A 26,042-nucleotide genomic window follows, 5' to 3' on the forward strand; every position below is an offset into this window, starting at 1 on the left:
CCCATTGTGACGTCTCTGCCATTTTCGATCAGCGCTTGAACAATTGGCCGCATATCCGCTCGAAGGTAGTTTTCGCTCGACATCGAAGCTACCCCAGTCACGGAAAGAAGATCGCCTCGCCCTTCAGTGCTTCGGCCAGCATCTTCTCATATTTGCCGCGTGGCACGTCGACGGCGCCGAAACGCTTGAGGTGCTCGGTGGTGAATTGCGTGTCGAGCAGATCGAAGCCGCGCGCCTTCAAGCGCTCGACGAGATGCACGAGGCAGATCTTCGACGCATCCGTCTCCTTGGAAAACATGCTTTCGCCGAAGAACACCCGGCCGAGCGACACGCCGTAGAGGCCGCCGACCAACTTGTCCTCATGCCAGGCCTCGACCGAATGGCAGTGGCCCATGCGGTGCAACTGGACATAGGCCTCGCGGATCGGCGCGTTGATCCAGGTCGAGCGCCGCTCCTCGCGCTTTTCGGCACAGCCGTCGATCGTCGCTTCGAAATCGAAGTCGAAACGGATATCGAACGGGTTTTTGCGGATCGTCTTCCTCAGGCTTTTGGGCGCGTGGAACCCGTCGAGCGGAATGATGCCGCGCGTCTCCGGCCGCACCCAGAACACTTCCGGGTCGCTGGCGCTTTCGGCCATCGGGAAGACGCCCGAAGCGTAGGCCTTGAGCAGAAGGTCGGTGGGGATGCGATAGCCGGGCGCGTAAGGACGGGTCATCGCGTCCCCGGACTACTCTTCCTTGGCCAGGTATTTTTCCAGCCAGTGGATGTCATAGTCGCCATTGGCGATGTCGGCATTGCCGACCAGATCGCGAAACAGCGGCAACGTCGTCTTGATGCCGTCGACGACGAATTCATCCAGAGCCCGCCGCAGCCGCATCATGCATTCGACGCGGTTGCGCCCATGCACGATCAGCTTGCCGATCAGGCTGTCGTAATAGGGCGGGATCTTGTACCCGGAATAGACGCCCGAATCGACGCGGATGCCGAGACCGCCCGGCGTGTGGAAATGCGTTATCGTGCCGGGCGAGGGGGTGAAGGTGCGCGGATCCTCGGCGTTGATGCGGCATTCGATGGCGTGGCCATTGAACTTGATGTCTTCCTGCTTGACCGAAAGCCCGCCGCCGGAAGCGACGCGGATCTGCTCATGCACGAGATCGATGCCGGTGATTGCTTCCGTCACCGGATGCTCGACCTGCAGGCGCGTGTTCATCTCGATGAAATAGAACTCGCCATTCTCGTAGAGGAACTCGATCGTGCCGGCGCCGGAATAGCCGAGATCAGCAATGGCCTTGGCACAGATGCCGCCGATGCGGGACCGCTCCTCGGCGTTGAGCGCCGGCGAATTGGCCTCTTCCCAGACCTTCTGGTGGCGCCGTTGCAGCGAACAGTCGCGCTCTCCGAAATGCACGCCGCGGCCAAAGCCGTCGCCGAACACCTGCACTTCGATGTGCCGCGGCTTCTGCAGGTACTTCTCGATGTAGACTGCGTCATCGCCGAAAGCCGCACCCGCTTCCGAGCGCGCCGTCTGCAGGGCGACCTCGAGGTCGGCTTCGGTGTGCGCGACCTTCATGCCGCGCCCGCCGCCGCCGGCCGAAGCCTTGATGATCACGGGATAACCGATTTCGGCGGCAATGCGCTTGGCTTCTTTCTCTTCGCTCACCGCGCCGTCGGAACCTGGCACCACCGGGATGCCGAGGCGCTTGGCGGTGCGCTTGGCCTCGATCTTGTCGCCCATGATGCGGATATGGTCGCCGGTCGGGCCGATGAAGGTGATGTTGTGCGCGGCCAGTATGTCGGCGAACTTGGCGTTCTCCGATAGGAAGCCGTAACCCGGATGCACCGCGTCGGCACCGGTGATCTCGCAGGCCGCGACGATCTGATGGATGTTGAGATAGCTGTCGCGCGATGGCGGCGGGCCAATGCAGACGCTCTCGTCGGCAAGCCGCACATGCATGGCGTCGGCGTCGGCGGTCGAATGCACCACCACCGTCTGGATGCCGAGTTCCTTGCAGGCGCGCAGCACCCGAAGCGCGATTTCGCCGCGATTGGCGATGAGGATCTTCTGGAACATCCGGTCCGCTCTACTCGATCACGACGAGCGGCATGCCGTATTCGACCGGCGTCGCATCCTCGAACAGGATCGCCGTCACCGTGCCGGCGCGCGGCGAGGGGATCTGGTTCATCGTCTTCATCGCCTCGATGATCAGCAGCGTCTGGCCTTCCTTGACCTTCTGGCCGACCTCGATGAACGGCTTGGCGTCGGGCGACGGCGCCAGATAGGCGGTGCCGACCATTGGCGAGGCCACAGCGTTCTTCGACACGTCGACCGTGGCCGGGGCTGCGGCGACCGCGGGCTGGGCTGCCGCCGGCGCATAGTTGGGCTGGGGTGCCGCGATCGCATGGACGGCAGGGGCCTGCCGCGACACGCGCACCTTCAGGTCGCCCAGTTCAACCTCGATCTCGGTCAGGTTGGTGTCGTTCAGTATGCCCGCCAGATCGCGGATCAGTTGCTGGTCAACACCGGTCTTCTTTATCGACATTTTCGAGCCTTCTGTTTGTTGGCCGGTCATAGGCGTGCGGCCAGCGCCTGTAGCGCCAGCGTGTAGCCGAGCGGCCCAAAGCCACAGATCATGCCGACGGCGACCGGCGCGATCATGGAGACGTGGCGGAATGATTCCCGCGCATGGATGTTGGAAAGGTGGACTTCGGCGACCGGCAGCGGCGCAACCGAACGGATGGCGTCGTGGATCGCGATCGAGGTGTGGCTGTAGGCGCCTGGATTGATGACGATGCCGGCAGCCTTGTCGCCGGCTTCCTGGATCCAGTCGACAAGGTCACCCTCGTGGTTCGACTGGCGGAAATCGATCTCGAGCCCGAGCGCCGTGCCCAACTGCTTGCAGTCGTCGGCGATGGCGGCAAGCGTCTTGCCGCCATAGATGCCCGGCTCGCGCTTGCCGAGCGCGTTGAGATTGGGACCGTTCAGGACGAAAACCGTTTTCAAAAAAACCGACCTTTTCCGGCGCCGGTATCAAACCGGCGCGCTGGGCCTCTATACCGGGCATAGTCGTCCGCGAAAAGAGCGCAAGTGCGTTCTTTCACTGTCCACAACAGGTCGAAATGCGCCCGTGAAGAAAACTCCGGGCTGATCAAAGCGCGGCTTTCACCGCCTTGATCTTTTCCGCCAACACGTCCTGCCCGAGAGCTCCGAACACGACCTCGTTGCCGACGACGTAGGACGGCGTTCCAGTGATCGCCAGCTTGTTGGCAAGATCATAGGTCTTCGAGAAGGCCTGGGGTATCGAAGCATCCTTCATCTTCTCGCGCAGCGTCGCCTCGTCGGCGCCGAGCGAAAGCGCGATCTTGATCGCGGCCGCCTCGGTGGCGCGTCCCTGGCCGCCGAGCAGCGCATTGTGGAACTCGCCGTACTTTTCCGGCATCATCAGGTGGAAAGCCATCGAAACGACGCTGGCTTTCTGCGAATCCGGGCCGAGGATCGGGAATTCCTTGAGCACGAAGCGCAGATCCGGATCGGATTTGGTCAGCGCCCGCATGTCCTCGATGGCGCGTTTGCAGAAGCCGCAATTGTAGTCGTAGAACTCGACGATCGTCACCTTGCCGTTCGGATTGCCGACGACGCCGTCGAAGGCGGAGTTGAAGATCTGGTCCTTGGCGTCCTTGATGACGCCGAGCGCGGCGATGCGCTGCTCTTCCTTCTGCTTGGCTTCGAGCGCGTCCTGCACTTCGAGCAGCACTTCCGGGTTCTTCAGGAGATAGTCGCGGATGATCCCTTCGACCTCCGCGCGGTCGATCCTGGTGTCGGCAGCCTGGACCGGCTGCGCCGTACCGGCCTTGGCAATCTGCGGGCTGCCGGCAACGAAACCGAAAGCCAGCATGGCAAGGACGACAGCGACCCCCGTGGTGCCCAGCAGCAGTGCCTTTTTCATCGTTCTCGTTCCTTTTGCCTGTTTCCTGGTCCGGCTGTGTCGCAGTGCGTGACCGGAAGGTTCACTAGATCTTGTTAGACGATTTGTAGTTTATGATATCCTGGGCGCGTATCCAACGCGGTTCGCCGCGCTTCATCTGCTGCTGCGCCCGCATGGCGAAGATCTTCGCATCCTTGTAGTTACCGGAATAGAAATGACCTTCTGCCGTGGCCAGCTCCGCGCCCGGTATGTCACCCAACTCGCCGTAAGCCTGCGCCAGGTAGCGATAGCCTTCGGAATTTTCCTTGTCGCGTCCAAGGCCATTGTTGATCTGCACGACGGCCTTCTTCAGCGAGTCAGGCGTACCGACCGCCATCAGCGCCTGGCCGAGCGAGACAGGCAGCAAGCCGGACCGCGCCGGATCGAGACTGACCGCCTTGGCGTAGGCTTCCGCCGCGTCCTTGGGCTTGTTCGCCTTCATCAAGATGTCGCCGCGCAACTCCTGGAAATAGGCATTCTTCGGCTGCGCCTTGATCAGGGCATTGGTCTTGGCGAGTGCGCCGGCGATGTCGCCGTAAAGGTAGGTCGATTGGGCGTCGCCATATTGCGCCGCGAGGCTGCCTCTCATCTTTTGCATCAGCCGCGCGGCGGCGGCCTGGCCTTCCATGTAGACGGCGATCTTCGCCCGCATCATGTCATGGCGCTGCTGCAGCGCAGGCGGGTCGAGCTTGTCGACATTGGGGCTCTGCTTCACCAGCACTTCGAGATTGGCGATGCGCTCCTGCGGCATCGGGTGGCTGATCCGATAGGGATCGACTTGCGCACCCGACAGCGATAGCGCGGTCTGGAAGCGGCGGAACGTCTTCAGCATGCCCATGCCGGACTGGCCGGTGGCGTTGAGATAGGTGATGGCGGAGCGGTCTGCCGTGATCTCCTCGGTACGCTGGTAGGCGAGGATGCTGCGCTGTGCCATCTCGCCGCCGCCAGCGGCCACGCCCATGCCGGCGCCGGCAAGGCCGCGGCTGTTGGTTGTCGCGCCAGCGACGATCGCGCCCGCGCCAAGCAAGGTCGCAATGATGGCCATCGTCTTGGCGCGCTCGAGCTGGTCACGCAGTTTCTGCTGGTGGCCGCCGGCGATATGGCCGGCCTCGTGCGCGATGACGCCGATGATCTCGTTGGGCGTTTCAGCCGTCATCAGCGCGCCGGTGTTGATGAACAGCCGTCGCCCGGTGACGAAAGCGTTGAAGCTGGAATCATTGACCAAGACGATGTCGATGCCGTCATTCGCGAGCCCCGCCGCCTTGAAGATCGGCCGCGCATAGTCGCGCACCAAAGCCTCGATCTCGGCATCGCGCACCACCGGCACGCTCTGGGCGAAGGCTGTGACCGAACTTGCCACGGCGACGGCAAGGCCAAGCGAAAGCGTCGTGAAAACACGCGCAATCCTGGCAATTGACGATCTGGGTCGGCTCAACATGACGTGTCCACTGGTAGACGAGCGGGCGAAAGATGAAAAGTCGGCACCGGAAAACTTCCTCAACTTGTGATCCTCACATCAATCGGGCATTTGTGCGGCGCATGTATTCGGGGGCGTGGCGCGCCAAACCGTCGGGATAGGGATAAAATGGTCGTTTCACTCTCACGTCGTGGCAATGTCGAGCCATTCCACGCCATGGATGTGCTGGCCGAAGCGAACCGGCTGAAGGCCCAGGGCGTGCCGGTGATCTCCATGGCGGTCGGCCAGCCGTCCGATCCGGCGCCAGCACGGGTTCGCGCCGCCGCCGCCAAGGCCTTGCAGGACGGCCGCATCGGCTACACCGACACGCTGGGGCTCGCCGGCCTGCGCAAGGCGATCGCCGCGCACTACGCGGATCATTATCGGCTGGAAGTCGAGCCCGCCCGGATCGCGGTGACCACCGGATCGTCGGCGGCCTTCAACCTCGCCTTCCTGGCGATGTTCGATCCGGGCGACCGTGTCGCCATCGCGGCACCGGGCTACCCTGCCTATCGCAACATCATGGCGGCACTCGGCATCGATGTGGTCGAGATCGAACTCGGCGACGCTGCCTATCTGCATGCTGGTCATCTGGAGGCCGCGCATCGCGAGAAGCCGTTGAAGGGGGTGCTTTTCGCGAGCCCCGCCAACCCAACCGGCGCCGTCATACCGGCCGACGAACTGTCGGCGCTGGTCGATACGGCGGAGGCACTGGGGATCGCCGTGATTTCCGACGAGATCTACCACCGGTTGGCCTATGGTGCGCCTGACACCACCGCACTTGCCTTCGGCAACAGTGTCACCGTGATCAATTCCTTCTCGAAATACTATTGCATGACCGGCTGGCGCATCGGGTGGATGGTGTTGCCGGAAGAGCTGGTGCGGCCAGTCGAACGCATCGCCCAAAGCCTCTACATCTCGCCGCCGGAACTGTCGCAGATCGCGGCGATCGAGGCGTTTGCCGCGACCGAAGAGCTGGAAGCGGTCAAGGGCCGTTACGCCTGGAACCGCGAACTGCTGATGAAACGCCTGCCGGAACTCGGCTTCCCGCTGGCCGCGCCCATGGACGGCGCCTTCTATGCCTTCTGCGATGTCACCCGCCACACCAATGACAGCATGGCCTTCGCGCGCAGGATGCTGGCCGAGGCGCATGTCGCGGCGACGCCCGGCCGCGACTTCGATACCCAGGCTGGACACCGCACGATGCGGTTTTCCTATGCCGGCAGCCATGACGACATGGTCGAGGCGATGGCGCGCATCGAACGCTGGTTGAGGTAGCATCATGCCGGAACTCGAACAGGCCCCCAGACTTGATCAGGCATTGGCCGAAGTCGCCGCCGAAATGGCCGAGCGTACCGATCGCGGCGATGTCGCCACCTACATCCCTCAACTGGGCAAGGTCGATCCAAGGAAGTTCGGCATTGCCGCCGTCACCAATGACGGCCGGGTGCTGGTGGCGGGCGATGCCGACCAGGCATTTTCGATCCAGAGCATCTCCAAGGTGTTCACCTTGACGCTGGCGCTCGGCAATGTCGGCGACGCGCTGTGGCAAAGGGTCGGGCGCGAGCCTTCGGGCAATCCGTTCAACTCGATCGTCCAGCTCGAGCACGAGAACGGCATCCCGCGCAATCCGTTCATCAATGCCGGCGCCATCGTCATCTCCGACATCCTGCTTGCCGGCCATCAGCCGCGCGAGGCGATCGGCGAGATCCTGCGCTTCATCCAGTTTCTTGCGGACGACGAGACCATCATCATCGACCGTGAGGTCGCCGCATCCGAGCGCGCCACCGGCTATCGCAATTTCGCGCTCGCCAACTACATGAAATCCTTCGGCAATCTTCATCACGCGCCGGAACTGGCGCTCGGCGTCTATTTCCACCATTGCGCCATTGCCATGAGTTGCCGGCAACTGGCGATGGCTGGCCGCTTCCTCGCCAATGGCGGCAGGAACCCGGCAACCGGCCACTCCGTGGTGTCGGCGGAGCGGGCGCGGCGCATCGGCGCCATGATGCTGACTTGCGGTCACTATGACGGCTCCGGCGATTTCGCCTTCCGCGTCGGCATTCCGGGAAAAAGCGGCGTCGGTGGCGGCATATTGGGCATCGTGCCGGGTGTGGCGTCGCTTGCGGTGTGGTCGCCCGGCCTCAACGCCAACGGCAATTCCAAGCTGGGCTCGATCGCCATGGAGAAGCTGGCGAAAATGATGAACTGGTCGATCTTCGCGCCTTAGTTTTGCAGCCTGCCGGATGTGAAAAATCCCGCGCCGTCTTTCGATCGGCGCGGGATTTTCTTATCAAAAAGTCACTTCAACCTGTTCAAAGGCCTAGAAAAAGCCCTTCCGCTGCCACCAGCCGGCGCGCTTCGGCTTTTCTTCGGTCTTGGCCTCCGGCTCGCTGGCGACGGTTGAGGAGACCACCGGCACGACCGGTGCATCGATGGCCGCCGGCTTGCGTCGTGACGGCCGGGCCTTTGCGGGCTCTTCCGCGACGGGTGCAGCCGCTGTCTCTTCAGCAGCCGCCACCGGAGTTTCGACCGGCGTTTCCGAGGCCGCTTCGACGACTGTCGTTTCGGCGAGGGCTTCGGCGGCTGCCTTCTTCGGCTTGGCTGCGCGACGCGGCTTCTTGGGCTTCTCGGTGCTCGGCACCTCTTCGCTCACCGCGGCCACCGGCTCTTCCGTGACGGCGGCAACAGCCACCGGCTCGATAGAGGCGGGCTCGCTCTCGGAAGCATCGGTTTCCGAAGCCTCGGTCGCCTCATTGGCGCCTGCCTCGGTCTCGCCTTCACCGTCTTCGCGACGATTGCGCTTGCCGCCGCGCTTGCCGCGCCGGCGCTTCTTGCCCTGGCTGTCATCCGCAGCCTGCACCGCCTCGTCGGAGGCACTGGCGGCGATCGGGGCGGCGTCGTCCTGTTCGCCGTCGTCATCGCCTGCCGCGTCTGCCGCGCCGGCGAAATCGCCGGCCGGAGTGGAGATGGAAGAGCCGTCCGCCGGGGCGCCATGCTCGCGGTCGCGATCTCGCCCGCCGCGCCGTCTGCGGCGCTTGCGGCGTTTGCGGTCGCGGCCTTCGCCCTCTTCGCTGCCGGCAGGCCGCGGCTGCTGGTTCTGCTGCGGCTGCTGGCGTGGCTGCTCGGCCTGGACCACGACCTCATCGTCTTCCTCGACGACGGCAATCTCGTCCTCGGGCTCTTCCGGCTCGACGTAGGCCGGCAGGCTCCGCGCCTCGACAAAGCCCTCGGGCTTCTCGGCCAGCGCGCCGCGGAAGATCGCATAGTGCTGCGCGCCAACCGTATCGTCGGCCTCGATTGTGATGGTCAGGCCGAAGCGGCTTTCCAGTTCCACCAGCGTGCCGCGCTTGTGGTTGAGCACGTAGAGCGCGGTCGCGGCCGGCGTGCGCACGGTGATGTGGCTGCGCGAATCCTTGAGCAGAAATTCCTCGATCGCCCGCACCACCATCAGCGCGACCGACGAATCGGACCTGACATGACCGGTGCCGCCGCAATGCGGGCAGGGCTTCATGGTCGATTCCAGCACGCTGGCGCGGATGCGCTGGCGTGACATCTCCATCAGGCCGAAATGCGAGATGCGGCCGACCTGGATGCGAGCCCGGTCGTTCTTGAGGTGATCCTTCAGCCGCTTCTCGACGGAGCGGTTGTTGCGGTTCTCCTCCATATCGATGAAGTCGATGACGATCAGGCCCGCGAGATCGCGAAGCCTGAGCTGACGGGCAACTTCTTCGGCCGCTTCCAGATTGGTGTGGAGTGCGGTGTCCTCGATCGAGTGCTCCTTGGTGGAACGGCCCGAATTGACGTCGATGGCGACCAGCGCCTCGGTCTGGTTGATGATGATGTAGCCGCCGCTCTTCAGCGTCACCTGCGGCTGCAGCATGCGGTCGAGCTGCGCCTCGATGCCGTTGCGCACGAAGATCGGCGTCGTGTCGCGGAACGGCTGAACCACCTTGGCGTGGCTCGGCATCAGCATGCGCATGAAGTCCTTGGCTTCGCGGTAGCCTTCCTCGCCGGAGACAAGGATCTCGTCGATATCCTTGTTGTAGAGGTCGCGCACCGAACGCTTGATCAGGCTGCCTTCCTCATAGACGAGGGCAGGGGCGGTGGACTGCAGCGTGAGATTGCGCACGTTCTCCCACAGCCGCATCAGATATTCGTAGTCGCGCTTGATCTCGGCCTTGGTGCGGCTCTCGCCGGCGGTGCGCAGGATGACACCCATGCCTTGCGGCACTTCGAGATCGGCAACGACTTCCTTCAGGCGCTTGCGGTCGACCGCGCTGGTGATCTTGCGCGAAATGCCGCCGCCGCGCGCCGTGTTCGGCATCAGCACCGAATAGCGGCCGGCGAGCGACAGATAGGTGGTAAGCGCGGCGCCCTTGTTGCCGCGCTCTTCCTTGACGACCTGCACCAGCAGGATCTGCCGGCGCTTGATCACTTCCTGGATCTTGTACTGGCGACGCACCGGCTTGCGACGGTTGCGCACTTCCTCGAGGGCATCCTCGGCGCCGACCGATTCGACCTCGTGATCATCGGGATGCGAGGACTGTACTTCCTCCAGCATGCCGCGATCATTGTCGCTGGAGGTGGCGTCAGTGGCCTGTTCCGTCTGCGAGACGGGTTCGGAAATCACATCACCTTCGACCGCGGCAGCGATCGATGTCGGGCCGCCCTCGCGGGTTTCGGTTTCGTCCTGCTCGGCGGAACCTTCATCATGGCCTGATTGATCGGCATGCCCCGAGTGCTCTGAATGTTCTGACGTGTCGGCTGCGTGTTCGATGATCCCGGAGGTGTGGGAAATCTCCTCGACGACGATGTCGCCGCTGTCGCTGCCTTCACCTGGCTCGCCGGAGCCTTCGCCTGCCTCGCCGGCATCGCGCTTGTGTTCACCGCGCTCGCGGCTCTTGCCGCCTCGCCGGCGTCCGCGCCGTCCGCGATCGCGGCTCTGGCGGTCATCACCGTCACCGTCCTCGTCCTCTTCGTCCTCGGCCTCCTGCGCTTCGGCGCGCAGCAGTGCCTGACGGTCGGCGACCGGGATCTGGTAGTAGTCGGGGTGTATTTCACTGAAGGCGAGAAAACCGTGACGGTTGCCGCCGTATTCGACAAAGGCTGCCTGAAGGGAGGGTTCGACGCGCGTTACGCGGGCGAGGTAGATGTTTCCTTTGAGCTGCTTCTTGTCCTGGGATTCAAAGTCGAATTCTTCGATACGGTTACCGCGTACGACGACAACGCGTGTTTCCTCCGGGTGGGAGGCGTCTATCAGCATTTTGTTGGGCATTATTTCGTTTCCCCCCGGCAGCCGTCAGCCGCAGCTGGCGGGGCAAAGCCCGCTGCTGTGTGTCTGGAGAGTGGGTGCCGGATAATTGAATGTCCGCCGGACGGTGCCTGCGTGTCATGGCGGTGCCGCCCGCTGCCATACTGGCGCGGTTTGATGCGGACCTTTCCATGATTGCGCTTGAAGCCATCGTCACCAGCAGAACCTTTTGAACCAAAGCCCGGAAACCGGACCAGCTTGTTTGCTCATACAGAGCCGGCACGGGAACAAACCCGGCCGTTTTCCTCACGCAGGTGATTCCCCCGCCACGGGAGCACACCTGCGAAATTCGTCGCAATCACCTGAAGCCTTTTCGCGTGAAGCGAAAGGAGCCGCCTTTCATCTGACCCTGTAGCAGGAAGCTGCGGAGGAGGGCGGTTCCAGGATTGCAGTGATCCACTATCGCTTTTATGATTTGGCGGGTCTGAAGGCAACCCCGATTTCCGATGCCGGCAAAAAGCAGTTCCGTAGCGTAAGCCTTGGGCCGAACCTTGCGTGAAAAGGCTTGGTTAACCTTCTCTGGATACCAATCGTTAATCGAGTTCGCGGCCTAACCGGCATTTCGACGAAACGAACGGCGCCTGGCGCCAAACCGGGAGCGACTGGAAGAGAGATGGGACTGGCGGACTTCACAGACAAGGGATGTCGTGTTGGCGGCCGGATTCTTGCTGCTTTGTGCCTCTTGCTGCTGGTGGCGATTTCCCAGGCCTTTTCCTCTGTTGCCAATGCCGCCGACGCGCCGCTGGTGGCAAAAGGCTACAAGATGGCGGGCGATGCCACCAAGATGCGCATCGTCATGGATTTCGATCGTGAGCCCGACATCAAATGGTTCCTGCTGCGCGGACCCAATCGTCTGGTCATCGACCTGGCGAATACCAGGCTGGCCATCGACGCCAAGGATTTGAAGCCACGCGGCCTGGTCAAGGGCGTGCGCCTGGGCGCGCTCGGCGAGGGCGCTTCGCGGCTGATCCTCACCGGGAAGGGACCGTTCGCCGTCGACAAGCTGGATGTGCTCAAGAATGAGGACGGCACCGGTTACCGCATTGCCATCGACATGTCGGCGGCCTCCGAACGGGAGTTCGACACCGCCCTCGCCAACCAGGCGCTGACCACCGGCTCGACGGTTTCGACCGACAAGGGAGGGCGGGTTGGCACCGGGCCGGTCTCCAACCCGGGCCACCGCTTCACCGTCGTCATCGATCCCGGCCATGGCGGCGTCGATGGCGGCGCCGAGGGTCTGAACGGCACGATCGAGAAGAACGTCACGCTGGCCTTTGCCACGGAACTGCGCGACAAGCTCGCGGCCATCGGCAAATACGATGTCTTCATGACCCGCGACACCGATGAATATCTGCGTCTGGACGACCGCGTGCGCATTGCCCGCCAGCATGAGGCCGATCTGCTGATTTCGATCCATGCCGACACGATCAGCGTCAAGGGCATCCGCGGCGCCACCGTCTACACCGTCTCCGACAAGGCGTCGGATCCCGAGGCGCAGGCGCTCGCCGACCGCGAAAATCTCTCCGATCAGTTCGCCGGAATGGTCATCAAGGACGACAACAAGGAAGTGACCGATATCCTGATCGACCTGATCCGCCGCGAGACGCACACATTTTCGATGAGTTTCGCCCACACACTGGTCGGCCAGCTTTCGACCAGCGTCGGCCTCATCAACAATCCGCAGCGTTCCGCGGGCTTCAAGGTGCTGAAGGCACCGGACGTGCCGTCCGTGCTGGTCGAACTCGGCTATCTCTCGAATGCCAAGGACGAGGCGCAGTTGCTCGACGCCGAATGGCGCGGCAAGGCCGCGCAAAGCATCACCAATGCCGTTGCGCTGTTCGCTTCCGCCCGGGCCGGGGCGGGAACCGGAGGTTGACGTGCCTTGCGGCGCCTGCAACCAGAAGCGGCGTTGCTGGATGACAACACCCGGTGCCTTTATTTTCGGCGCGCGGTCACGAAATGAGGCCTTGCCGTATTTTGTCCACATGGTGGCGACATGGGTTTTCGAATACGGATTGGGACCGGCTCGAAAGCTTGCGTGGAAGGCGGCTTCGTTTAGGAAATTCCCGAACCAAGGACTGGAGCGGGTATGATTCGTCTCATTGGCTATTTCTTCGGCATCGGCACGACGCTGGCCCTTCTGGTCGCGGCGGGCGTTGCCATTTACATCGGCCATCTGTCGAAGGATCTGCCTGACTACGAGGTGCTGGCCAAATACGAGCCGCCGGTGACCACCCGCATCCACGCCTCGGACGGCTCGCTGATGGCCGAATATGCGCGCGAGCGGCGCCTGTATCTGCCGATCCAGGCTATCCCGGATCGCGTCAAGGCGGCCTTCCTGTCGGCGGAAGACAAGAACTTCTACAACCACCCCGGCATCGACGTGACCGGCCTTGGCCGCGCCATCATCGTCAACCTGCAGAATTTCGGCTCGGGCAGGCGCCAGGTCGGCGCCTCGACGATCACCCAGCAGGTAGCCAAGAACTTCCTGTTGACCGCGGACCAGACCTACGAGCGCAAGATCAAGGAAATGATCCTGGCCTTCCGCATCGAGCAGGCCTATCCCAAGGATCGTATCCTTGAACTCTATCTCAACGAAATCTTCTTCGGTTTCGGCGCCTACGGTGTCGCCGGCGCGGCGCTCACCTACTTCGACAAATCGGTGAACGAGTTGACCGTGGCCGAGGCCGCCTACCTGGCTTCGCTGCCGAAAGGCCCAAACAACTACCATCCTTTCAAGCATGCCGATCGCGCGATCGAGCGCCGCAACTGGGTCATCGACCAGATGGTCGAGAATGGCTACGTCACGCGTGAGGAAGGCAACAAGGCCAAGGCCGAGCCGCTCGGCGTGACGCCGCGCCGTACCGGCACCTATCTGTTCGCCGGTGAATACTTCACCGAGGAAGTGCGCCGCCAGATCATCTCCCGTTACGGCGAGAACGCGCTCTACGAAGGCGGACTGTCCGTCCGCACCACGCTTGATCCGAAGGTCCAGCTCATCGCCCGCAAGGCGATGCAGAACGGCTTGATCAAATACGATACGCTGCGCGGCTATCGCGGGCCGGTAACGTCAATCGACGTGTCCGGTGACTGGGGCGTCCCGTTGGGCGCCGTCAAGGGACTGGAAGACGTTCCCGAATGGTCGCTGGCCGTCGTGCTCGATTCCTCGGCATCCGGTCTCTCGATAGGCCTGCAGCCCGCCCGCCAGGCATCGGGCGACATCGTCAAGGAACGCGTCGAAGGCACCGTCAGCAAGGATGACATGGGTTTTGCCATGCGCCATCTGGTCGACGGCAAGACGGTCAAGGCCAAGTCGCCGGCCGATGTGCTCAAGCCCGGCGACGTCATCTTCGTGCAGAAGAATGAGGGCTCCGACAACACCTACAGCCTGCGCCAGGTTCCCGAGGTGGAAGGCGGCCTGATCGCCATGGATCCGCACACCGGCCGCGTGCTGGCCATGGTCGGCGGCTTCTCCTACGCCCAGTCCGAATTCAACCGCGCCACCCAGGCGATGCGCCAGCCGGGCTCCTCGTTCAAGCCGATCGTCTATTCGGCGGCGCTCGACAATGGCTATACGCCGGCCTCGGTGATCATGGACGGACCGATCACCATTCAGAGCGGCAACACGACCTGGACGCCGAAGAACTATGACGGCACCGTCGCCGGACCGGCAACCCTTCGCTCCGGTATTGAGAAGTCGCGCAATTTGATGACGGTGCGGCTTGCCAACGACATGGGCATGAAGCTGGTTGTCGAATATGCCGAGCGCTTCGGCGTCTATGACCACCTGGCGCCATATCTGCCGATGGCGCTGGGCTCCGGCGAGACGACCGTCATGCGCATGGTTTCGGCCTATTCGATCATGGCCAATGGCGGCAAGTCGATCAAGCCGTCGCTGATCGACCGCATCCAGGACCGTTACGGCAAGACCGTGTTCAAGCAGGATGAGCGCGGCTGCGAAGGCTGCAACGCACCTGAGTGGAAGAACCAGCCGGAGCCGGAACTGGTCGACAATTCCGAGCAGGTGCTCGATCCGATGACCGCCTACCAGATCACCTCGATGATGGAAGGGGTGGTCCAGCGCGGTACCGGCGCCACCATCGGCGAACTCGGCCGCCACATCGCCGGTAAGACCGGCACCACCAACGACGAAAAGGACGCCTGGTTCATCGGTTACACACCGAACCTCGTGGTCGGCCTCTACATGGGCTACGACACGCCGCGCGGCCTTGGCCATGGCGCCACCGGTGGCGGTCTCGCCGCCCCGATCTTCAAGGATTTCATGCGCGTGGCGCTGGACGGCACGCCCAATGTCGACTTCAAGGTTCCGGACGGCATGAACCTGATCGCCATCAATCGCAAGACCGGCATGCGTGCCGCGTCGGGCGATCCGGGCACCATCATCGAGGCCTTCAAGCCGGGCACCGGTCCCGCCGACAGCTATTGGGTGATCGGCATGGGCGCCGACGGCTCCAACGCGTCGGGCGGCGCACTGTCGCCGCAGGCGAACCAGGCCATCCAGGACGGCGGCGGCGGGCTCTACTGACGGGTCCGGATGCGGATTGCTGGGCTGGCCTGGGCCGGCCCATTTCGCTTTACACATGACGGCGCCGTCCCTATGTATCGCGCCGACCGAAGTGTCACTTCAGCAACAGGACAAAATACCAGGCCATGCGCGCGGAAACGCAGAATATTGTCGACGAGATCAGGCAGGCGATAACCCTGCTGAGGAGGCATCTTTGACTGGGATCAGGCCATAAAGCGGCTTGAATACCTGAATGTCCGGGCCGAAGACGCCAGCCTCTGGAACGAACCGCTGGAAGCGCAAAAGCTGATGCGCGAGCGCCAGGGCCTCGAGGAGGGCATCGCGGCGGTCAAGGGCCTGACCCAGGCGCTGGAAGACAATATCGGCCTGATCGAGCTGGGCGAGGAAGAGGGCGACGAGGGCGTCATCGCCGAGGCCGAGGCGGCAATCCGCTCGATGCAGGGCGAGGCCAAAGCCCGCCAGGTCGAGACACTGCTGTCGGGTGAAGCCGACGCCAATGACACCTATCTCGAAATCCATGCCGGCGCCGGCGGCACCGAAAGCCAGGACTGGGCCTCGATGCTTTTGCGCATGTACACGCGCTGGGCCGAACGCCGCCGCTTCAAGGTCGAGGTGCTGGAAGTGCATGACGGCGAAGAGGCCGGCATCAAGTCCGCGACGCTGCTGATCAAGGGCCACAATGCCTATGGCTGGCTGAAGACGGAATCGGGCGTCCACCGCCTGGTGCGCATTTCGCCCTATGACAGCAATGCGCGTCGCCATACGTCCTTCTCCAGCATCTGGGTCTATCCAGTCGTCGATGACAGGATCGAGATCGATGTTTCGGAATCGGATGTGCGCATCGACACCTATCGCTCGTCCGGTTCGGGTGGCCAGCACGTCAACACGACGGATTCGGCCGTACGCATCACTCATATCGCCACGGGCATCGCGGTTGCTTGCCAGGCCGAGCGTTCACAGCACAAGAACAAGGCCAAGGCCTGGGAAATGCTGCGCTCGCGCCTCTACGAGGAAGAGTTGAAGAAGCGCGAAGCCGTTGCCAACGCCACCGAGGCGTCGAAGAGCGACATCGGCTGGGGCCACCAGATCCGTTCCTACGTGCTGCAGCCCTACCAGCTGGTCAAGGATCTGCGCACCGGCGTCGAAAGCACCAGCCCGTCGAGCGTGCTCGATGGCGACCTGGACGATTTCATGGAAGCCTCGCTGTCGCAACGCATCGAAGGTGGCGCGGGCGAGGCCGTGGCGGATCTGGACTAGCACCGTCCGCCACCAGACCATTGCGCCCGCTCTCACTTGACCAAGCGGGCCTATCACTTACGACGACCTGCCGTGGTCATGAAGGGCAAGTTTTGCTGCCTTGGGCGACCCTGCAACGGGCGCGGTCCCACGCAGCAATTTCTTGCGCCGACTCACATTTCGGCTCACCATTTGCGGCAGGAGGAGACAAAAGCATTTATGGCCGGTCGCGGCATATCTGCTGACGATTGGCCGCTGGGAAGACACGTTCCGGGAACGGGCAGGCGAAACGCTTGAACCTCGTTTGAAAGGAACGTTCCCATGTTTGCCGCCAATTCCAGATCGGCCATCGCCGTTCCATCGGTTGGCCAGCTTGTCACTCCCCTTTGCGCGGCGTGTGTGATCGCGCTTCTATCGGTGCCGGCCTTGGCGCATGACGCCAAGCCGACCGCGGCCAAGCCGCAGGGCTGGAGTTATCCGTTCGCATGCTGCGCGAACTACGACTGCCACGAGGTGTCGCAGACCTCGATCAGCGAGCGTCCGGAAGGCTATGTCATCAAGGACACCGGGGAGGTGCTGGCCTACAGCGACAGGCGCATCAAGGATTCGCCTGATGGCGAATACCATTGGTGCGCGCATGAGGCCGGGCTCGATGCCGGCAAGACCATTTGCCTGTTCGTGCCGCCATCGTCCTACTGAGTTCGCCGCCTGCCGTTCGGGGGTAGAGCCTGCTGACAGGCGGTTGTCAGGGCCGCTTCTTTATGGTGCCCTGCCGCGTGGGCGGCGGACATTGGAGAGGTGATGTTGATGACCATCAAGGGAAGCTGCCACTGCAAGGCGACGACATTCGAGGTTTCAGAGGCACCGGAAACGGTGACGCAATGCACCTGTTCGTTCTGCTCGAAACGCGGCTCGCTCTGGGCCTATTATACCCCGTCGCAGTTCAAGCTCATCACGCCACTGAAAAACGTCTCCTTCTATGAGTGGGGCTCGAAAACCGTGAAACACGGTTTCTGCGCCAACTGCGGCTGCGGCACGTTCACCGAGACGCCGGATTGGTCGACCGGGAAACCGGATTTCGACAATCCGAAGATCAGCGTCAACTCGCGGCTGTTCGACGACTTCGATCTCGATAGGGTGGAAGTGGTGGTCATTGACGGCAAGAATCTCTGGTAACTGATCCCGGGAAAAGCCGTGGCGGGCGCTTTTCCCGTTCCGCTTTTCGCCGCAATTCATGGTACAAGTCGCGGGAAGGGCTGATTTGGCGCCGTCGAAAAGGCGCGACTTGGAGAGGGACCATCTATGAAGAAGACCGTGCTCGCCGTCGTGGCGACGGCTTTGCTCGTGAGCGCCTGCACCACCACCGATCCGTATACGGGAGACCAGAAGATTTCCAACACGGCCGCGGGTGCTGGTCTCGGCGCCCTGGCAGGTGCCAGCCTTGGACTGCTTGCGGGCGGCAATGACCGCCGCAACGCGCTGATCGGCGCCGGCATCGGTGCGCTGGCCGGCGGCGCCATCGGCGCTACCATGGATCAGAACGAGGCTGAACTGCGCCGCCAGCTCGAGGGCACCGGTGTCAGCGTCACCCGCAGCGGCGATCAGATCATCCTCAACATGCCGTCGGACATCACCTTCAATGTCGATCAGGACGCGGTGAAGCCAGGCTTCTATCCGGTGCTGAACTCGGTCGCGCTGGTGCTGAAGAAATTCAAGCAGACCACGGTCGATGTTTTCGGTCATACCGATTCGACCGGCGGCGACCAGCACAATTTCGATCTGTCGCAGCGCCGCGCGCTGGCGGTTGCCAACTATCTGTCCGGTCAGGGCGTCGATCAGCGCCGCTTCGCCGTCACCGGCTTCGGCAAGACGCGGCCGATCGCATCCAATGCGACGGCTGCCGGCCGCGAGCAGAACCGTCGCGTCGAGATCCAGTTGTCGCCGCTCACCTGATGATCGGTTTGGCAGACGAATGTGAAAACGGCCCCATGCGGGGCCGTTTTTGCTTGAGCGGCCACCGGTGCTCTTCAGCTGTCGCGCCTGAGAATTAGCAATAGCTAAATAACATCTTTCCTACAGTCACGGAAAGGAATAGCATCATCGCTGTAGGGGATGAGGCGGTACAACTGGCCGCGCAATTAACATTTTCCCGCCTCGGTCTTGCACGGCCAGATGAAATATCTGGGAGGAATGCATGACAAGAACAGCCTGCCTCGGGCGCTGCGGCGTCCTTGCTTTGACTAGTATTGCGGGTGTGTGGTTGGGGCTCGCAACGGCTCAGGCCGAGGACGCCAACAAGGCCGACATCGAGGCCTTGAAAAAGTCGCTCGCCAAATATGAGGACTACACGGCCGCGGTCCGCGATCTCTATCTGTCGACAGTCGGCTGCGTCTTCTACAGTGGAGAAAAGATACCGGGCTCGATGGATTACCCGAAAGGCGCCATGGGCGTCCATTTCGTCAACGTCCCAAGCGTCGGCCAGAAGCTCGATCCGATGAAGCCCAACGTCCTGATCTACGAGCCGACGAAGAAAGGCCTGAAGTTGGTCGGCGTGGAATGGCTGGTGCCATTGACACCGAACGTCAAGGAAGTCCCCACGCTGTTTGGCCAGAAATTCATGGGGCCGATGGAGGGACACTATCCGCTCATTCCGAGGGAGTTCGTCCACTACGATCTTCACGCCTGGCTGTTCAGGGACAATCCCAATGGCATGTTCAGTCCGACGAACCCGAACGTGAAATGCAGCAAGGCCGAGTTCCCGATGCTGGAGAAGCCGACCAAGATGATGCCTGGGCCAATGTAGCGGCCCAATGCATGTCGCCCAAGAGGAGCTCCAGCTTCTGGTGCGCGACATGCGTGGGACAGGAGTAAGGCGCGTCGCCTAAATCCGTTGGAATGCGACGCGCTTGAGACGCTTGCCGGAGGGCAAGCCGGCTGGCTTGCCTGAGTTCGGGATCAGACCTTGGCGACGATGCGCATGAAGGCCGGCATGTCATCGCCGAAGCCAACGGTGGTGTCGTTGTCTTCCTGGTGGCGATGGCGGGGAGGGCGGCTGTTGTCGCGCTGCGGCCTGGTGTCACCCCGTTCCGGTGCGCGCTGTTCGTTGCGATCGGAGGATTTGCGTTCGGTGTTTTCCGAACGGATCGCCTCCTTGCGCGCGCGCCGCTCGCTGATATCGGCGACGGCCGTCTCAGCCACATCGGGCTGTTCTTGCTGTGCGACCACGCTCGAGGCGTCTTCCTCGCCGTGTCTGGCACGGCGTTCGCCACCCTTCTTGCGCTCGCCCCTGTCCTTGCGATCGTCGTCCTTGCGGCCGGCGCGACGCGGTGCGCCTTTGCCCCGGCGCGGAGCATCGTCCTCGCCCTCGCTGGCGACCACGGTCGACAGGTCGCCGTCGTGCCACTCGATCTTGGTCCCGATCAGCCGTTCTATGGCGTCGACATATTTGGTGTCGGACTTGGTCGCGATCGTGAAGGACTTGCCGGAGCGGCCGGCGCGCCCGGTGCGGCCGATGCGGTGGACATAATCCTCGGCATGGATCGGCACGTCATAGTTGAAGACGTGGCTGACATCGGGGATGTCGAGGCCGCGCGCGGCAACGTCCGAAGCCACGAGGTAGCGAAGCTTGCCGTCGCGGAAATTGGCCAGCATCTGCATGCGGGCGCGCTGGTCCATGTCGCCATGCAGGGCGCCGGCATCGAAATCATATTTCAGCAGCGAGCGGAACAGCTCCGACACTTCGACCTTGCGGTTGCAGAAGATGATGGCGTTCTTCAACTCGGCGTCTTCGGCCTTGATGAGGTTGCGCAACGTCTCGCGCTTGTCCCAGGGCTTCGAGCCGGATTTGACCAGCCGCTGGATGATGTTGGTGGCGGCCGACGCGGCCTTCGAAACTTCGACGCGCACCGGCGCGTGCAGGAACTTTTCCGTCAGCTTGGTGATTTCCGGCGGCATGGTCGCCGAGAAGAACAGCGTCTGCCGGGTGAACGGGATCATCTCGCAGATGCGCTCGATATCGGGAATGAAGCCCATGTCGAGCATCCGGTCGGCCTCGTCGATGACGAGGATCTCGACGCCGTTGAGCAGAAGCTTGCCGCGCTCGCGATGGTCGAGCAGACGGCCAGGCGTCGCGATCAGCACGTCGGCGCCACGCTCCAGCTTCTTGTCCTGCTCGTCGAACGACACGCCGCCGATCAGAAGCGCGATGTTGAGCTTGTGGTTCTTGCCGTATTTGACGAAGTTTTCCTCGACCTGCGCGGCAAGCTCACGCGTCGGTTCGAGAATCAGCGTGCGCGGCATTCGGGCGCGGGCGCGGCCCTTTTCCAGCCGGGTCAGCATCGGCAGCACGAAGGAGGCTGTCTTGCCGGTGCCGGTCTGGGCTATGCCCAGCACGTCCTTGCCGAGCAAGGCGTGCGGGATAGCACCGGCCTGGATCGGTGTCGGCTGCGTGTAGCCGGCATCGGTAACTGCGGAAAGCACCTTCGGCGACAGGCCGAGGTCTGAAAAGGTCAACGCTTCTTGAGCGATCGTGGTGTCTGAGGACAAGTGTTGTTGTCTTTGGCTGGTTCGGGGAGGCGCAACGTTATTCGTCGCGGCAAGCGCCACGCGCTTGCAAGATTGGCATTGCGATTAGGCGCAAGTCCGCGATTTGTCAACAGAAACGGGCGGGATTGGCGCGATTGTGAAGCTGTAACCTTAATCGCGATGCTTAATCCGGCCGCTTGTCTGTGTGTCGGCTCAGTAACGGAACTGCTCAGCCAGGATTCGCTCGTTCCAGGAGTGATTGGGATCGAACAGCAAGGTTGCCGTCGCAGCGGGCGATTCCCGCACCGTTACCGAGGTCACAGCCTTGACCTCCGTATGGTCCGCGGCGGCGTTCACCGGCCGCTTTTCCGGCTCCAGAATGTCGAAGCGCACGGTCGCCTTGTTGGAAAGCAATGCGCCACGCCAGCGGCGCGGGCGAAACGGGCTGACCGGCGTCAGTGCCAGAAGCGGCGCGTCGAGCGGCAGGATCGGGCCATGCGCGGAAAGATTGTAGGCGGTGGATCCGGCTGGCGTCGCGATCATGACGCCGTCGCAGCTGAGTTCCTCGAGCCGTATCTGGTCATCGACGCTGATGCGGATCTTGGCCGTCTGGTAGGACTGGCGCCACAGCGCGACCTCGTTGATCGCCAGCGCCGACACGGTTTCGCCTTCCGAGGTGACGGCCAGCATTTCGAGCGGCCGGATTGTTTCGGCGACCGCCGCCGCGATCCGCTCGGTGAGACCTCCGGAACGGTATTCGTTCATCAGGAACCCGATGGTGCCACGGTTCATGCCGTAGACCTTTTTTCCCGTTCCCATCGTGTCGCGCAAGGTCTGCAGCAGGAAGCCGTCGCCGCCCAGGGCCACGACAACCGCGGCCTCCGCGATCGAACACTGGCCGTAGCGCGCCGACAGACTTTCCAGCGCCGCCTTGGCGTCTGCTGTGTCGGACGAGACGAAGGCGATGCTGTTGGCGGCTGTGCTCATGGCTCCCCGATCGCGACCGATTGGCGGCGGCAGGTCTGGCCGCGCCCGCGCCGGGGTAGCACGGGGTGGGCAGGTCTGCAAAGAGAGCCGTTGCGGCGGCGCACAAAGCAGGCCGCGACAGCATCGTGCGGATCTGCGGATCGCGCTTCATGACAGGGCACGCGCGAATGTGATGGTTAAGGCGGGGCTTAAAGTCTCGTAAAGGCGCATCGATCATGTTAGCCGGCATGAATGGCGTGGGGGCGCCCGTAGCATTGCTGCATCTTTTGGGATGCCAAAAGGACGCTGCGGCACTTTTGATTTGTGCGCATGATCTCCGGGAAAATCCTGATGTCCGGGGCACGCACCAACCAGACGAGGCCGACATATTGCCGGTAGCACGCCTGATCATCGTCTTTGTCATGCTGGGTAGCTTCGCGCTGGTCTTCGCCGAGCTTGTGCGCCAGTCGGAAAGCATGAGCATGAGACCGCTGCCGACAGCGTCGCGCTGCGGCGATGCCACCGGAATGCCTTGCCCGCAACGGGCACTGTAGGTCGCCAGGATACGCTTGCCCGTCCGTGGATGCCCACCTCGGCCTATCGCGAGCGACAGTTTCACGTTTGGGCGACCGAGCTGGAGCAGTTTGATCGTTGCGATTGCGGCATCGACGAAAACACTGCTAGAAGGCTGCCGGATCCGGATAGGACCCAGTTCCCATCTTTCCGGGGAACAAGCGTTGCGGCGCGTTGACCGGCCGTGTTTTCTGAAGGGGAGTGCGCATGCCGCGCAACGTGTTGGTTTCTGGTGGCTGCGGCTTTCTTGGCTCGCATCTTGTCGATCGTCTGCTGCGGCGTGACGATCTGGAAACGCTGGTCGTCATCGACAATCTGTGGACCGGATTGCGCGACAACATTGCCCATGTCTCGGACCCGCGGTTCAGCCTGCGGATCGCCGATGCCGAAAGCTTCACGACCACCCAGCATTTCGACGAGATCATCCATCTGGCGTCACCGGCTTCGCCCATATGGTACATGCGTGAGCCGGCGCGCACGATCAGGGCCAACATAGGCGGCGCGCTCAATCTTCTGTCGCTGCTCAGGCCCGGTGGTCGCTTCTGCTTCGCCTCGACCTCGGAAGTCTATGGCGATCCTCTGGTGTCGCCGCAACCGGAGAGCTACCGGGGATCGGTGGACTGCACCGGGCCACGGGCGTCCTATGACGAGAGCAAACGCTGCACCGAGGCGCTGCTGTTCGAAGAGCAACGCGTCAGCGGGCTCGATGTGCGAGTCGTCAGGCTGTTCAACGCCTATGGGCCGCGAACGCGCATCGATGACGGCCGCGCCGTTTCGAATTTTGTCAGCCAGGCCCTGACCACGGGAGTCCTGACCGTTTATGGCGACGGCTCCCAATCGCGCAGCTGGGGCTACGTCGATGATATCGTCGATGGCTTGGAGCGATTTTTCTGGCGCGACAGCATCTCGCACCGAGGCCCCTTGAATATCGGCAACAATCACGAGGTCTCGGTTCTCGATACCGCGAAATTCGTCAGTTCGCTTGTGCCAGGCAGCCGCATCGAACACCATGCGCCTGTCCCGCAGGATCCGACGAACCGGTGTCCGGATCTGACCTTGGCGAGGCAGGTTCTTCCTGGATGGGAGGCAAAGACGAGCTACCAGGAAGGCATCCGGCGCACCTTCGAATGGTTCCGCCAGCAGATCGTGACTGACGGCAGATTGGCGGCAACCGCCTGAGAGCCGGACCTTCTTAAGGCTTCAGGCCCGACCCGTCATGGCGACCGTGAAACAGAATCGAGTTCGCCCGCGAAATAGGGCGCGAGCACTGTTTCGAAGGCCTTCAAGGCCGCGCCGATCGCCTGGTGCATGTCGAGATACCGGTAGGTGCCCAACCGTCCGCCCAGATGCAGGTTTTGCTCGGCGGCCGCCCGTTCGAGATAGCGGCGATAAACCGCCTGATCCCGGCGTGTGTCGATCGGATAGTAGGGCTCGTCGGTGCGGCCGGCAAAACGGGAATACTCGCGGCCGATGAGTGTCTTGTCGCTCTTGTGCTGGCGTTCCGGATTGAAATGCCGGAATTCGACCACGCGGGTGTAGGGCACGGTTTCGTCGGCATAGTTCATGATCGCCGTACCCTGATGATCCGGCGTGTCCATGACCTCGAGATCGATATCGATGGTCCGCCAGCCGAGTTCGCCTTCGCTATAGTCGAAATAGCGGTCGATGGGACCGGTGTAGACGACCGGCAGATCTTTCGGCAGCAAGGGTTTGATATCGAAGAAGTCGACGCCAAGCCGCGTTTCGATGAGTTCGTGCGCGAGCATCTTTTCGAAGATCGCTGTATAGCCGTCCACAGGCTGGCCCTGGAAGCGGTCGTTGAAGTAGCCGTCGTCGAATGTGTAGCGGACCGGCAGGCGCGCGATGATCTGCGCCGGTAATTCGCGCGGGTCCGTCTGCCATTGCTTGGCGGTGTAGCCTTTGATGAAAGCCTCGTAGAGGGGGCGGCCGACGAGGGAGATCGCCTTCTCCTCGAGATTGGCCGGCGGACGATCGCCGAGCTCCGCTGCCTGTCCGGTGATCATGCCGCGCGCCTCGTCCGGGCTCAACCGTTTGCCGAAGAACTGGCAGATCGTGGCAAGGTTGATCGGCAGCGGATAGACCTTGTCGCGATAGGTCGAGAACGCGCGATGGCGATAGGGTGTAAAACCGGTGAAAGTCCGCAGGTAGTTCCAGACCTCCTCGTTGGATGTATGGAACAGATGCGGCCCGTAGCGATGGATCTCGACACCGGTGGCGGGATCCTGTTCGGTGTAGGCATTGCCGCCGATGTGCTGGCGCCGGTCGATCACCAGCACGCGCCGGCCGAGTTGCGTGGCGATGCGCTCGGCGAGCGTCGCGCCATAAAAGCCGGCGCCGACGATAAGAATGTCGGCTTTTCTGAGCAGGTTCTGGTCCATTCGCGGATCTGCCGTCCTCATGGTTCGAGTACAATCTGAGACAGGTCCATCGGCTTGAAATACTGCCTGCGCAGGAGGCGCCACAACAGTTCTTTCAATCGGTCCGCCTGGCGAAACTCTTTTCGGTCCAAGAAGTAGTCGGCCACCATGCGCAGGCCGATCATGGGACGTGACCGCCAGCGCCTGCCTTTGCGGTCGACGGCCCCGTAGGAGAGCGGAAAGAGCTCGCCGAAATGATACTTCAACGCCAACCGGCGGTATTCCTCTTCGGCCGTTCGACCGGACTTGAGCATTGCCGTCGCCAGATGAGTTCCCACTGGACGCGTATGACGGACAGGCAAGGCGTCGAAAACAGCCGACGTTCCGAGGTTTTGCGCGGCAAGTCTCGTCCATAAAACGTCCATGCCGAAACCACTCATGGAGTGTTTGAAGAAGGGCAGCATCTTGGCCAAAACGTCGGCCCTCAAGCAGGGGGCCATGATTTCGATCGTGTCGACGAGGCGAAATTCGAAGCTCTTGCAGCGAAGAAAAGGCAGGTGGCTAAAGTAGCTGTCCAGCGTCAGCGCAGGCTGTGCGATATGCAGGTCGAGCCGGCGCATGTTGCCGAACATGGTCTCGATCGTCGCTCGGTCTGCCTCCAGATCATCGTCAGGCAGCCAGATATATTGATAGCGATCCAGCAATTCGGGTTGCTGGCTGAGCACGGCATGGATGCCGTCCCATTTGCCGCCCTTGCAGTCGACCCGGTTTTCAAAGGACTGCCGGAATGCCGACGGATCGGTTCCGTAGTAACTGACGATCAAATCGAATTTGCAGTCCGGATCGTCCGCTCCCCATCCACGATGAAGAGAGCTGTCACCAGCCCTGACAATGACAAGGTTGCGATGGGCCGCGCTTGCCGGAGGTCTGCTTTCGACAGTCATGCGCCGGTCCGTGGTTTGAAAAATGCGGCGAGCCCTACACGAAAGCAAGATGAATGCAAAGGCCGCCCATCCCGAACGGGAAGGGGGTTTCTTGCCAAAATGACTGGTGTAACGAGACCGCGAATATCGATTTGCTGTTTTTT

22 protein-coding genes are annotated in these 26,042 nt (G+C 62.4%); 11 read left to right on the forward strand and 11 right to left on the reverse strand.

All coding sequences use genetic code 11. The annotated features are described in order from the left end of the window. Positions 1 to 97 precede the first annotated feature (97 nt). The 6 genes from aat to QQK95_RS20235 all read right to left on the reverse strand — a co-directional run bounded on the left by aat (position 98) and on the right by QQK95_RS20235 (position 5,400). Positions 98 to 715 (reverse strand): leucyl/phenylalanyl-tRNA--protein transferase, encoded by a 618-nt coding sequence (gene aat / locus QQK95_RS20210; RefSeq protein ID WP_284275932.1) that lies wholly within the window; start codon positions 713 to 715, stop codon positions 98 to 100. Between the two features lie 12 nt (positions 716 to 727). Beyond that, a complete protein-coding gene (gene accC / locus QQK95_RS20215) occupies positions 728 to 2,071 on the reverse strand; it encodes an acetyl-CoA carboxylase biotin carboxylase subunit (protein WP_284275934.1) in 1,344 nt (447 codons plus the stop codon). A 10-nt stretch (positions 2,072 to 2,081) separates the two neighbouring features. Beyond that, positions 2,082 to 2,540 (reverse strand): acetyl-CoA carboxylase biotin carboxyl carrier protein, encoded by a 459-nt coding sequence (gene accB / locus QQK95_RS20220; protein WP_284275936.1) that lies wholly within the window; start codon positions 2,538 to 2,540, stop codon positions 2,082 to 2,084. 26 nt (positions 2,541 to 2,566) lie between these two features. After that, on the reverse strand, positions 2,567 to 3,001 hold the full coding sequence (gene aroQ / locus QQK95_RS20225) for a type II 3-dehydroquinate dehydratase (protein WP_284275938.1): 435 nt from the start codon (positions 2,999 to 3,001) through the stop codon (positions 2,567 to 2,569). 145 nt (positions 3,002 to 3,146) lie between these two features. Next, positions 3,147 to 3,944 carry a DsbA family protein gene (locus QQK95_RS20230; RefSeq protein ID WP_284275940.1) on the reverse strand — a complete coding sequence of 266 codons (798 nt, stop codon included), beginning with the start codon at positions 3,942 to 3,944 and terminating at the stop codon, positions 3,147 to 3,149. A 64-nt stretch (positions 3,945 to 4,008) separates the two neighbouring features. After that, the gene (locus QQK95_RS20235; RefSeq protein ID WP_284275943.1) at positions 4,009 to 5,400 is read right to left on the reverse strand and encodes a tetratricopeptide repeat protein; all 1,392 of its coding nucleotides are present in this window, start codon (positions 5,398 to 5,400) and stop codon (positions 4,009 to 4,011) included. 147 nt (positions 5,401 to 5,547) lie between these two features. Between QQK95_RS20235 and QQK95_RS20240 the strand changes: the two genes are divergently transcribed. Then, positions 5,548 to 6,696 (forward strand): pyridoxal phosphate-dependent aminotransferase, encoded by a 1,149-nt coding sequence (locus QQK95_RS20240; protein WP_284275945.1) that lies wholly within the window; start codon positions 5,548 to 5,550, stop codon positions 6,694 to 6,696. Between the two features lie 4 nt (positions 6,697 to 6,700). Continuing rightward, positions 6,701 to 7,648 (forward strand): glutaminase, encoded by a 948-nt coding sequence (locus tag QQK95_RS20245; protein WP_284275947.1) that lies wholly within the window; start codon positions 6,701 to 6,703, stop codon positions 7,646 to 7,648. A 93-nt stretch (positions 7,649 to 7,741) separates the two neighbouring features. Here the strand turns inward: QQK95_RS20245 and QQK95_RS20250 are convergent, their stop codons facing one another. Further along, positions 7,742 to 10,696, reverse strand: a complete 2,955-nt coding sequence (locus QQK95_RS20250) for an Rne/Rng family ribonuclease (protein WP_284275949.1) — start codon at positions 10,694 to 10,696, stop codon at positions 7,742 to 7,744. A 649-nt stretch (positions 10,697 to 11,345) separates the two neighbouring features. Here QQK95_RS20250 and QQK95_RS20255 point away from each other — a divergent pair. From QQK95_RS20255 to QQK95_RS20285, 7 genes are all read left to right on the forward strand, one after another. Beyond that, positions 11,346 to 12,608, forward strand: a complete 1,263-nt coding sequence (locus QQK95_RS20255) for an N-acetylmuramoyl-L-alanine amidase (protein ID WP_284275951.1) — start codon at positions 11,346 to 11,348, stop codon at positions 12,606 to 12,608. A gap of 213 nt (positions 12,609 to 12,821) precedes the next feature. Continuing rightward, positions 12,822 to 15,278, forward strand: a complete 2,457-nt coding sequence (locus QQK95_RS20260; RefSeq protein WP_284275953.1) for a penicillin-binding protein 1A — start codon at positions 12,822 to 12,824, stop codon at positions 15,276 to 15,278. 125 nt (positions 15,279 to 15,403) lie between these two features. Next, positions 15,404 to 16,535 (forward strand): peptide chain release factor 2 gene (gene prfB, locus QQK95_RS20265; RefSeq protein ID WP_135903903.1). Its coding sequence is split into 2 segments (ribosomal slippage): positions 15,404 to 15,469 and positions 15,471 to 16,535, totalling 1,131 coding nucleotides; the frame shifts between segments, so codons are not numbered across the junction. Between the two features lie 300 nt (positions 16,536 to 16,835). Next, positions 16,836 to 17,213 carry a hypothetical protein gene (locus QQK95_RS20270; RefSeq protein ID WP_284275957.1) on the forward strand — a complete coding sequence of 126 codons (378 nt, stop codon included), beginning with the start codon at positions 16,836 to 16,838 and terminating at the stop codon, positions 17,211 to 17,213. Between the two features lie 108 nt (positions 17,214 to 17,321). Then, positions 17,322 to 17,690 (forward strand): GFA family protein, encoded by a 369-nt coding sequence (locus QQK95_RS20275; protein WP_284276000.1) that lies wholly within the window; start codon positions 17,322 to 17,324, stop codon positions 17,688 to 17,690. Between the two features lie 126 nt (positions 17,691 to 17,816). Then, entirely contained in the window at positions 17,817 to 18,467 is a 651-nt protein-coding gene (locus QQK95_RS20280; RefSeq protein WP_284275959.1) for an OmpA family protein, read from the forward strand. Between the two features lie 241 nt (positions 18,468 to 18,708). Beyond that, on the forward strand, positions 18,709 to 19,317 hold the full coding sequence (locus tag QQK95_RS20285; RefSeq protein WP_284275960.1) for a hypothetical protein: 609 nt from the start codon (positions 18,709 to 18,711) through the stop codon (positions 19,315 to 19,317). A gap of 152 nt (positions 19,318 to 19,469) precedes the next feature. Here the strand turns inward: QQK95_RS20285 and QQK95_RS20290 are convergent, their stop codons facing one another. Both QQK95_RS20290 and QQK95_RS20295 read right to left on the reverse strand, forming a co-directional pair. Continuing rightward, positions 19,470 to 21,059, reverse strand: a complete 1,590-nt coding sequence (locus QQK95_RS20290; protein ID WP_284275963.1) for a DEAD/DEAH box helicase — start codon at positions 21,057 to 21,059, stop codon at positions 19,470 to 19,472. A gap of 192 nt (positions 21,060 to 21,251) precedes the next feature. Beyond that, complete coding sequence (locus QQK95_RS20295) at positions 21,252 to 22,025, reverse strand: NAD kinase (protein WP_284275965.1); 774 nt, start codon at positions 22,023 to 22,025, stop codon at positions 21,252 to 21,254. Positions 22,026 to 22,240: 215 nt separating this feature from the next. Here QQK95_RS20295 and QQK95_RS20300 point away from each other — a divergent pair, with 215 nt between their 5' ends. Next, on the forward strand, positions 22,241 to 22,558 hold the full coding sequence (locus QQK95_RS20300; RefSeq protein ID WP_284275967.1) for a hypothetical protein: 318 nt from the start codon (positions 22,241 to 22,243) through the stop codon (positions 22,556 to 22,558). A gap of 226 nt (positions 22,559 to 22,784) precedes the next feature. Then, entirely contained in the window at positions 22,785 to 23,756 is a 972-nt protein-coding gene (locus QQK95_RS20305) for an NAD-dependent epimerase/dehydratase family protein (protein WP_284275968.1), read from the forward strand. A 35-nt stretch (positions 23,757 to 23,791) separates the two neighbouring features. Here the strand turns inward: QQK95_RS20305 and glf are convergent, their stop codons facing one another. Beyond that, positions 23,792 to 24,976 carry a UDP-galactopyranose mutase gene (glf, locus tag QQK95_RS20310; RefSeq protein ID WP_284275970.1) on the reverse strand — a complete coding sequence of 395 codons (1,185 nt, stop codon included), beginning with the start codon at positions 24,974 to 24,976 and terminating at the stop codon, positions 23,792 to 23,794. Between the two features lie 17 nt (positions 24,977 to 24,993). Next, positions 24,994 to 25,899 carry a hypothetical protein gene (locus tag QQK95_RS20315; protein WP_284275972.1) on the reverse strand — a complete coding sequence of 302 codons (906 nt, stop codon included), beginning with the start codon at positions 25,897 to 25,899 and terminating at the stop codon, positions 24,994 to 24,996. Positions 25,900 to 26,042 lie beyond the last annotated feature (143 nt).

Origin of the sequence: Mesorhizobium huakuii (genome assembly GCF_030160235.1) — a bacterium.
Classification (GTDB): Bacteria; Pseudomonadota; Alphaproteobacteria; order Rhizobiales; family Rhizobiaceae; genus Mesorhizobium; species Mesorhizobium huakuii.

What these genes read in the sequence shown, in the direction of transcription:
- QQK95_RS20240 (WP_284275945.1), top strand. Translation starts at nt 5,548, where the DNA reads ATGGTCGTTTCACTCTCACGTCGTGGCAATGTCGAGCCATTCCACGCC.
- QQK95_RS20295 (WP_284275965.1), bottom strand. Translation starts at nt 22,025, where the DNA reads ATGAGCACAGCCGCCAACAGCATCGCCTTCGTCTCGTCCGACACAGCA.
- QQK95_RS20250 (WP_284275949.1), bottom strand. Translation starts at nt 10,696, where the DNA reads ATGCCCAACAAAATGCTGATAGACGCCTCCCACCCGGAGGAAACACGC.
- QQK95_RS20285 (WP_284275960.1), top strand. Translation starts at nt 18,709, where the DNA reads ATGACAAGAACAGCCTGCCTCGGGCGCTGCGGCGTCCTTGCTTTGACT.
- QQK95_RS20300 (WP_284275967.1), top strand. Translation starts at nt 22,241, where the DNA reads ATGTTAGCCGGCATGAATGGCGTGGGGGCGCCCGTAGCATTGCTGCAT.
- QQK95_RS20315 (WP_284275972.1), bottom strand. Translation starts at nt 25,899, where the DNA reads ATGACTGTCGAAAGCAGACCTCCGGCAAGCGCGGCCCATCGCAACCTT.
- QQK95_RS20280 (WP_284275959.1), top strand. Translation starts at nt 17,817, where the DNA reads ATGAAGAAGACCGTGCTCGCCGTCGTGGCGACGGCTTTGCTCGTGAGC.
- aat (WP_284275932.1), bottom strand. Translation starts at nt 715, where the DNA reads ATGACCCGTCCTTACGCGCCCGGCTATCGCATCCCCACCGACCTTCTG.
- accB (WP_284275936.1), bottom strand. Translation starts at nt 2,540, where the DNA reads ATGTCGATAAAGAAGACCGGTGTTGACCAGCAACTGATCCGCGATCTG.
- QQK95_RS20235 (WP_284275943.1), bottom strand. Translation starts at nt 5,400, where the DNA reads ATGTTGAGCCGACCCAGATCGTCAATTGCCAGGATTGCGCGTGTTTTC.
- QQK95_RS20260 (WP_284275953.1), top strand. Translation starts at nt 12,822, where the DNA reads ATGATTCGTCTCATTGGCTATTTCTTCGGCATCGGCACGACGCTGGCC.
- glf (WP_284275970.1), bottom strand. Translation starts at nt 24,976, where the DNA reads ATGGACCAGAACCTGCTCAGAAAAGCCGACATTCTTATCGTCGGCGCC.
- QQK95_RS20270 (WP_284275957.1), top strand. Translation starts at nt 16,836, where the DNA reads ATGTTTGCCGCCAATTCCAGATCGGCCATCGCCGTTCCATCGGTTGGC.
- QQK95_RS20245 (WP_284275947.1), top strand. Translation starts at nt 6,701, where the DNA reads ATGCCGGAACTCGAACAGGCCCCCAGACTTGATCAGGCATTGGCCGAA.
- QQK95_RS20305 (WP_284275968.1), top strand. Translation starts at nt 22,785, where the DNA reads ATGCCGCGCAACGTGTTGGTTTCTGGTGGCTGCGGCTTTCTTGGCTCG.
- QQK95_RS20255 (WP_284275951.1), top strand. Translation starts at nt 11,346, where the DNA reads ATGGGACTGGCGGACTTCACAGACAAGGGATGTCGTGTTGGCGGCCGG.
- QQK95_RS20230 (WP_284275940.1), bottom strand. Translation starts at nt 3,944, where the DNA reads ATGAAAAAGGCACTGCTGCTGGGCACCACGGGGGTCGCTGTCGTCCTT.
- accC (WP_284275934.1), bottom strand. Translation starts at nt 2,071, where the DNA reads ATGTTCCAGAAGATCCTCATCGCCAATCGCGGCGAAATCGCGCTTCGG.
- QQK95_RS20275 (WP_284276000.1), top strand. Translation starts at nt 17,322, where the DNA reads ATGACCATCAAGGGAAGCTGCCACTGCAAGGCGACGACATTCGAGGTT.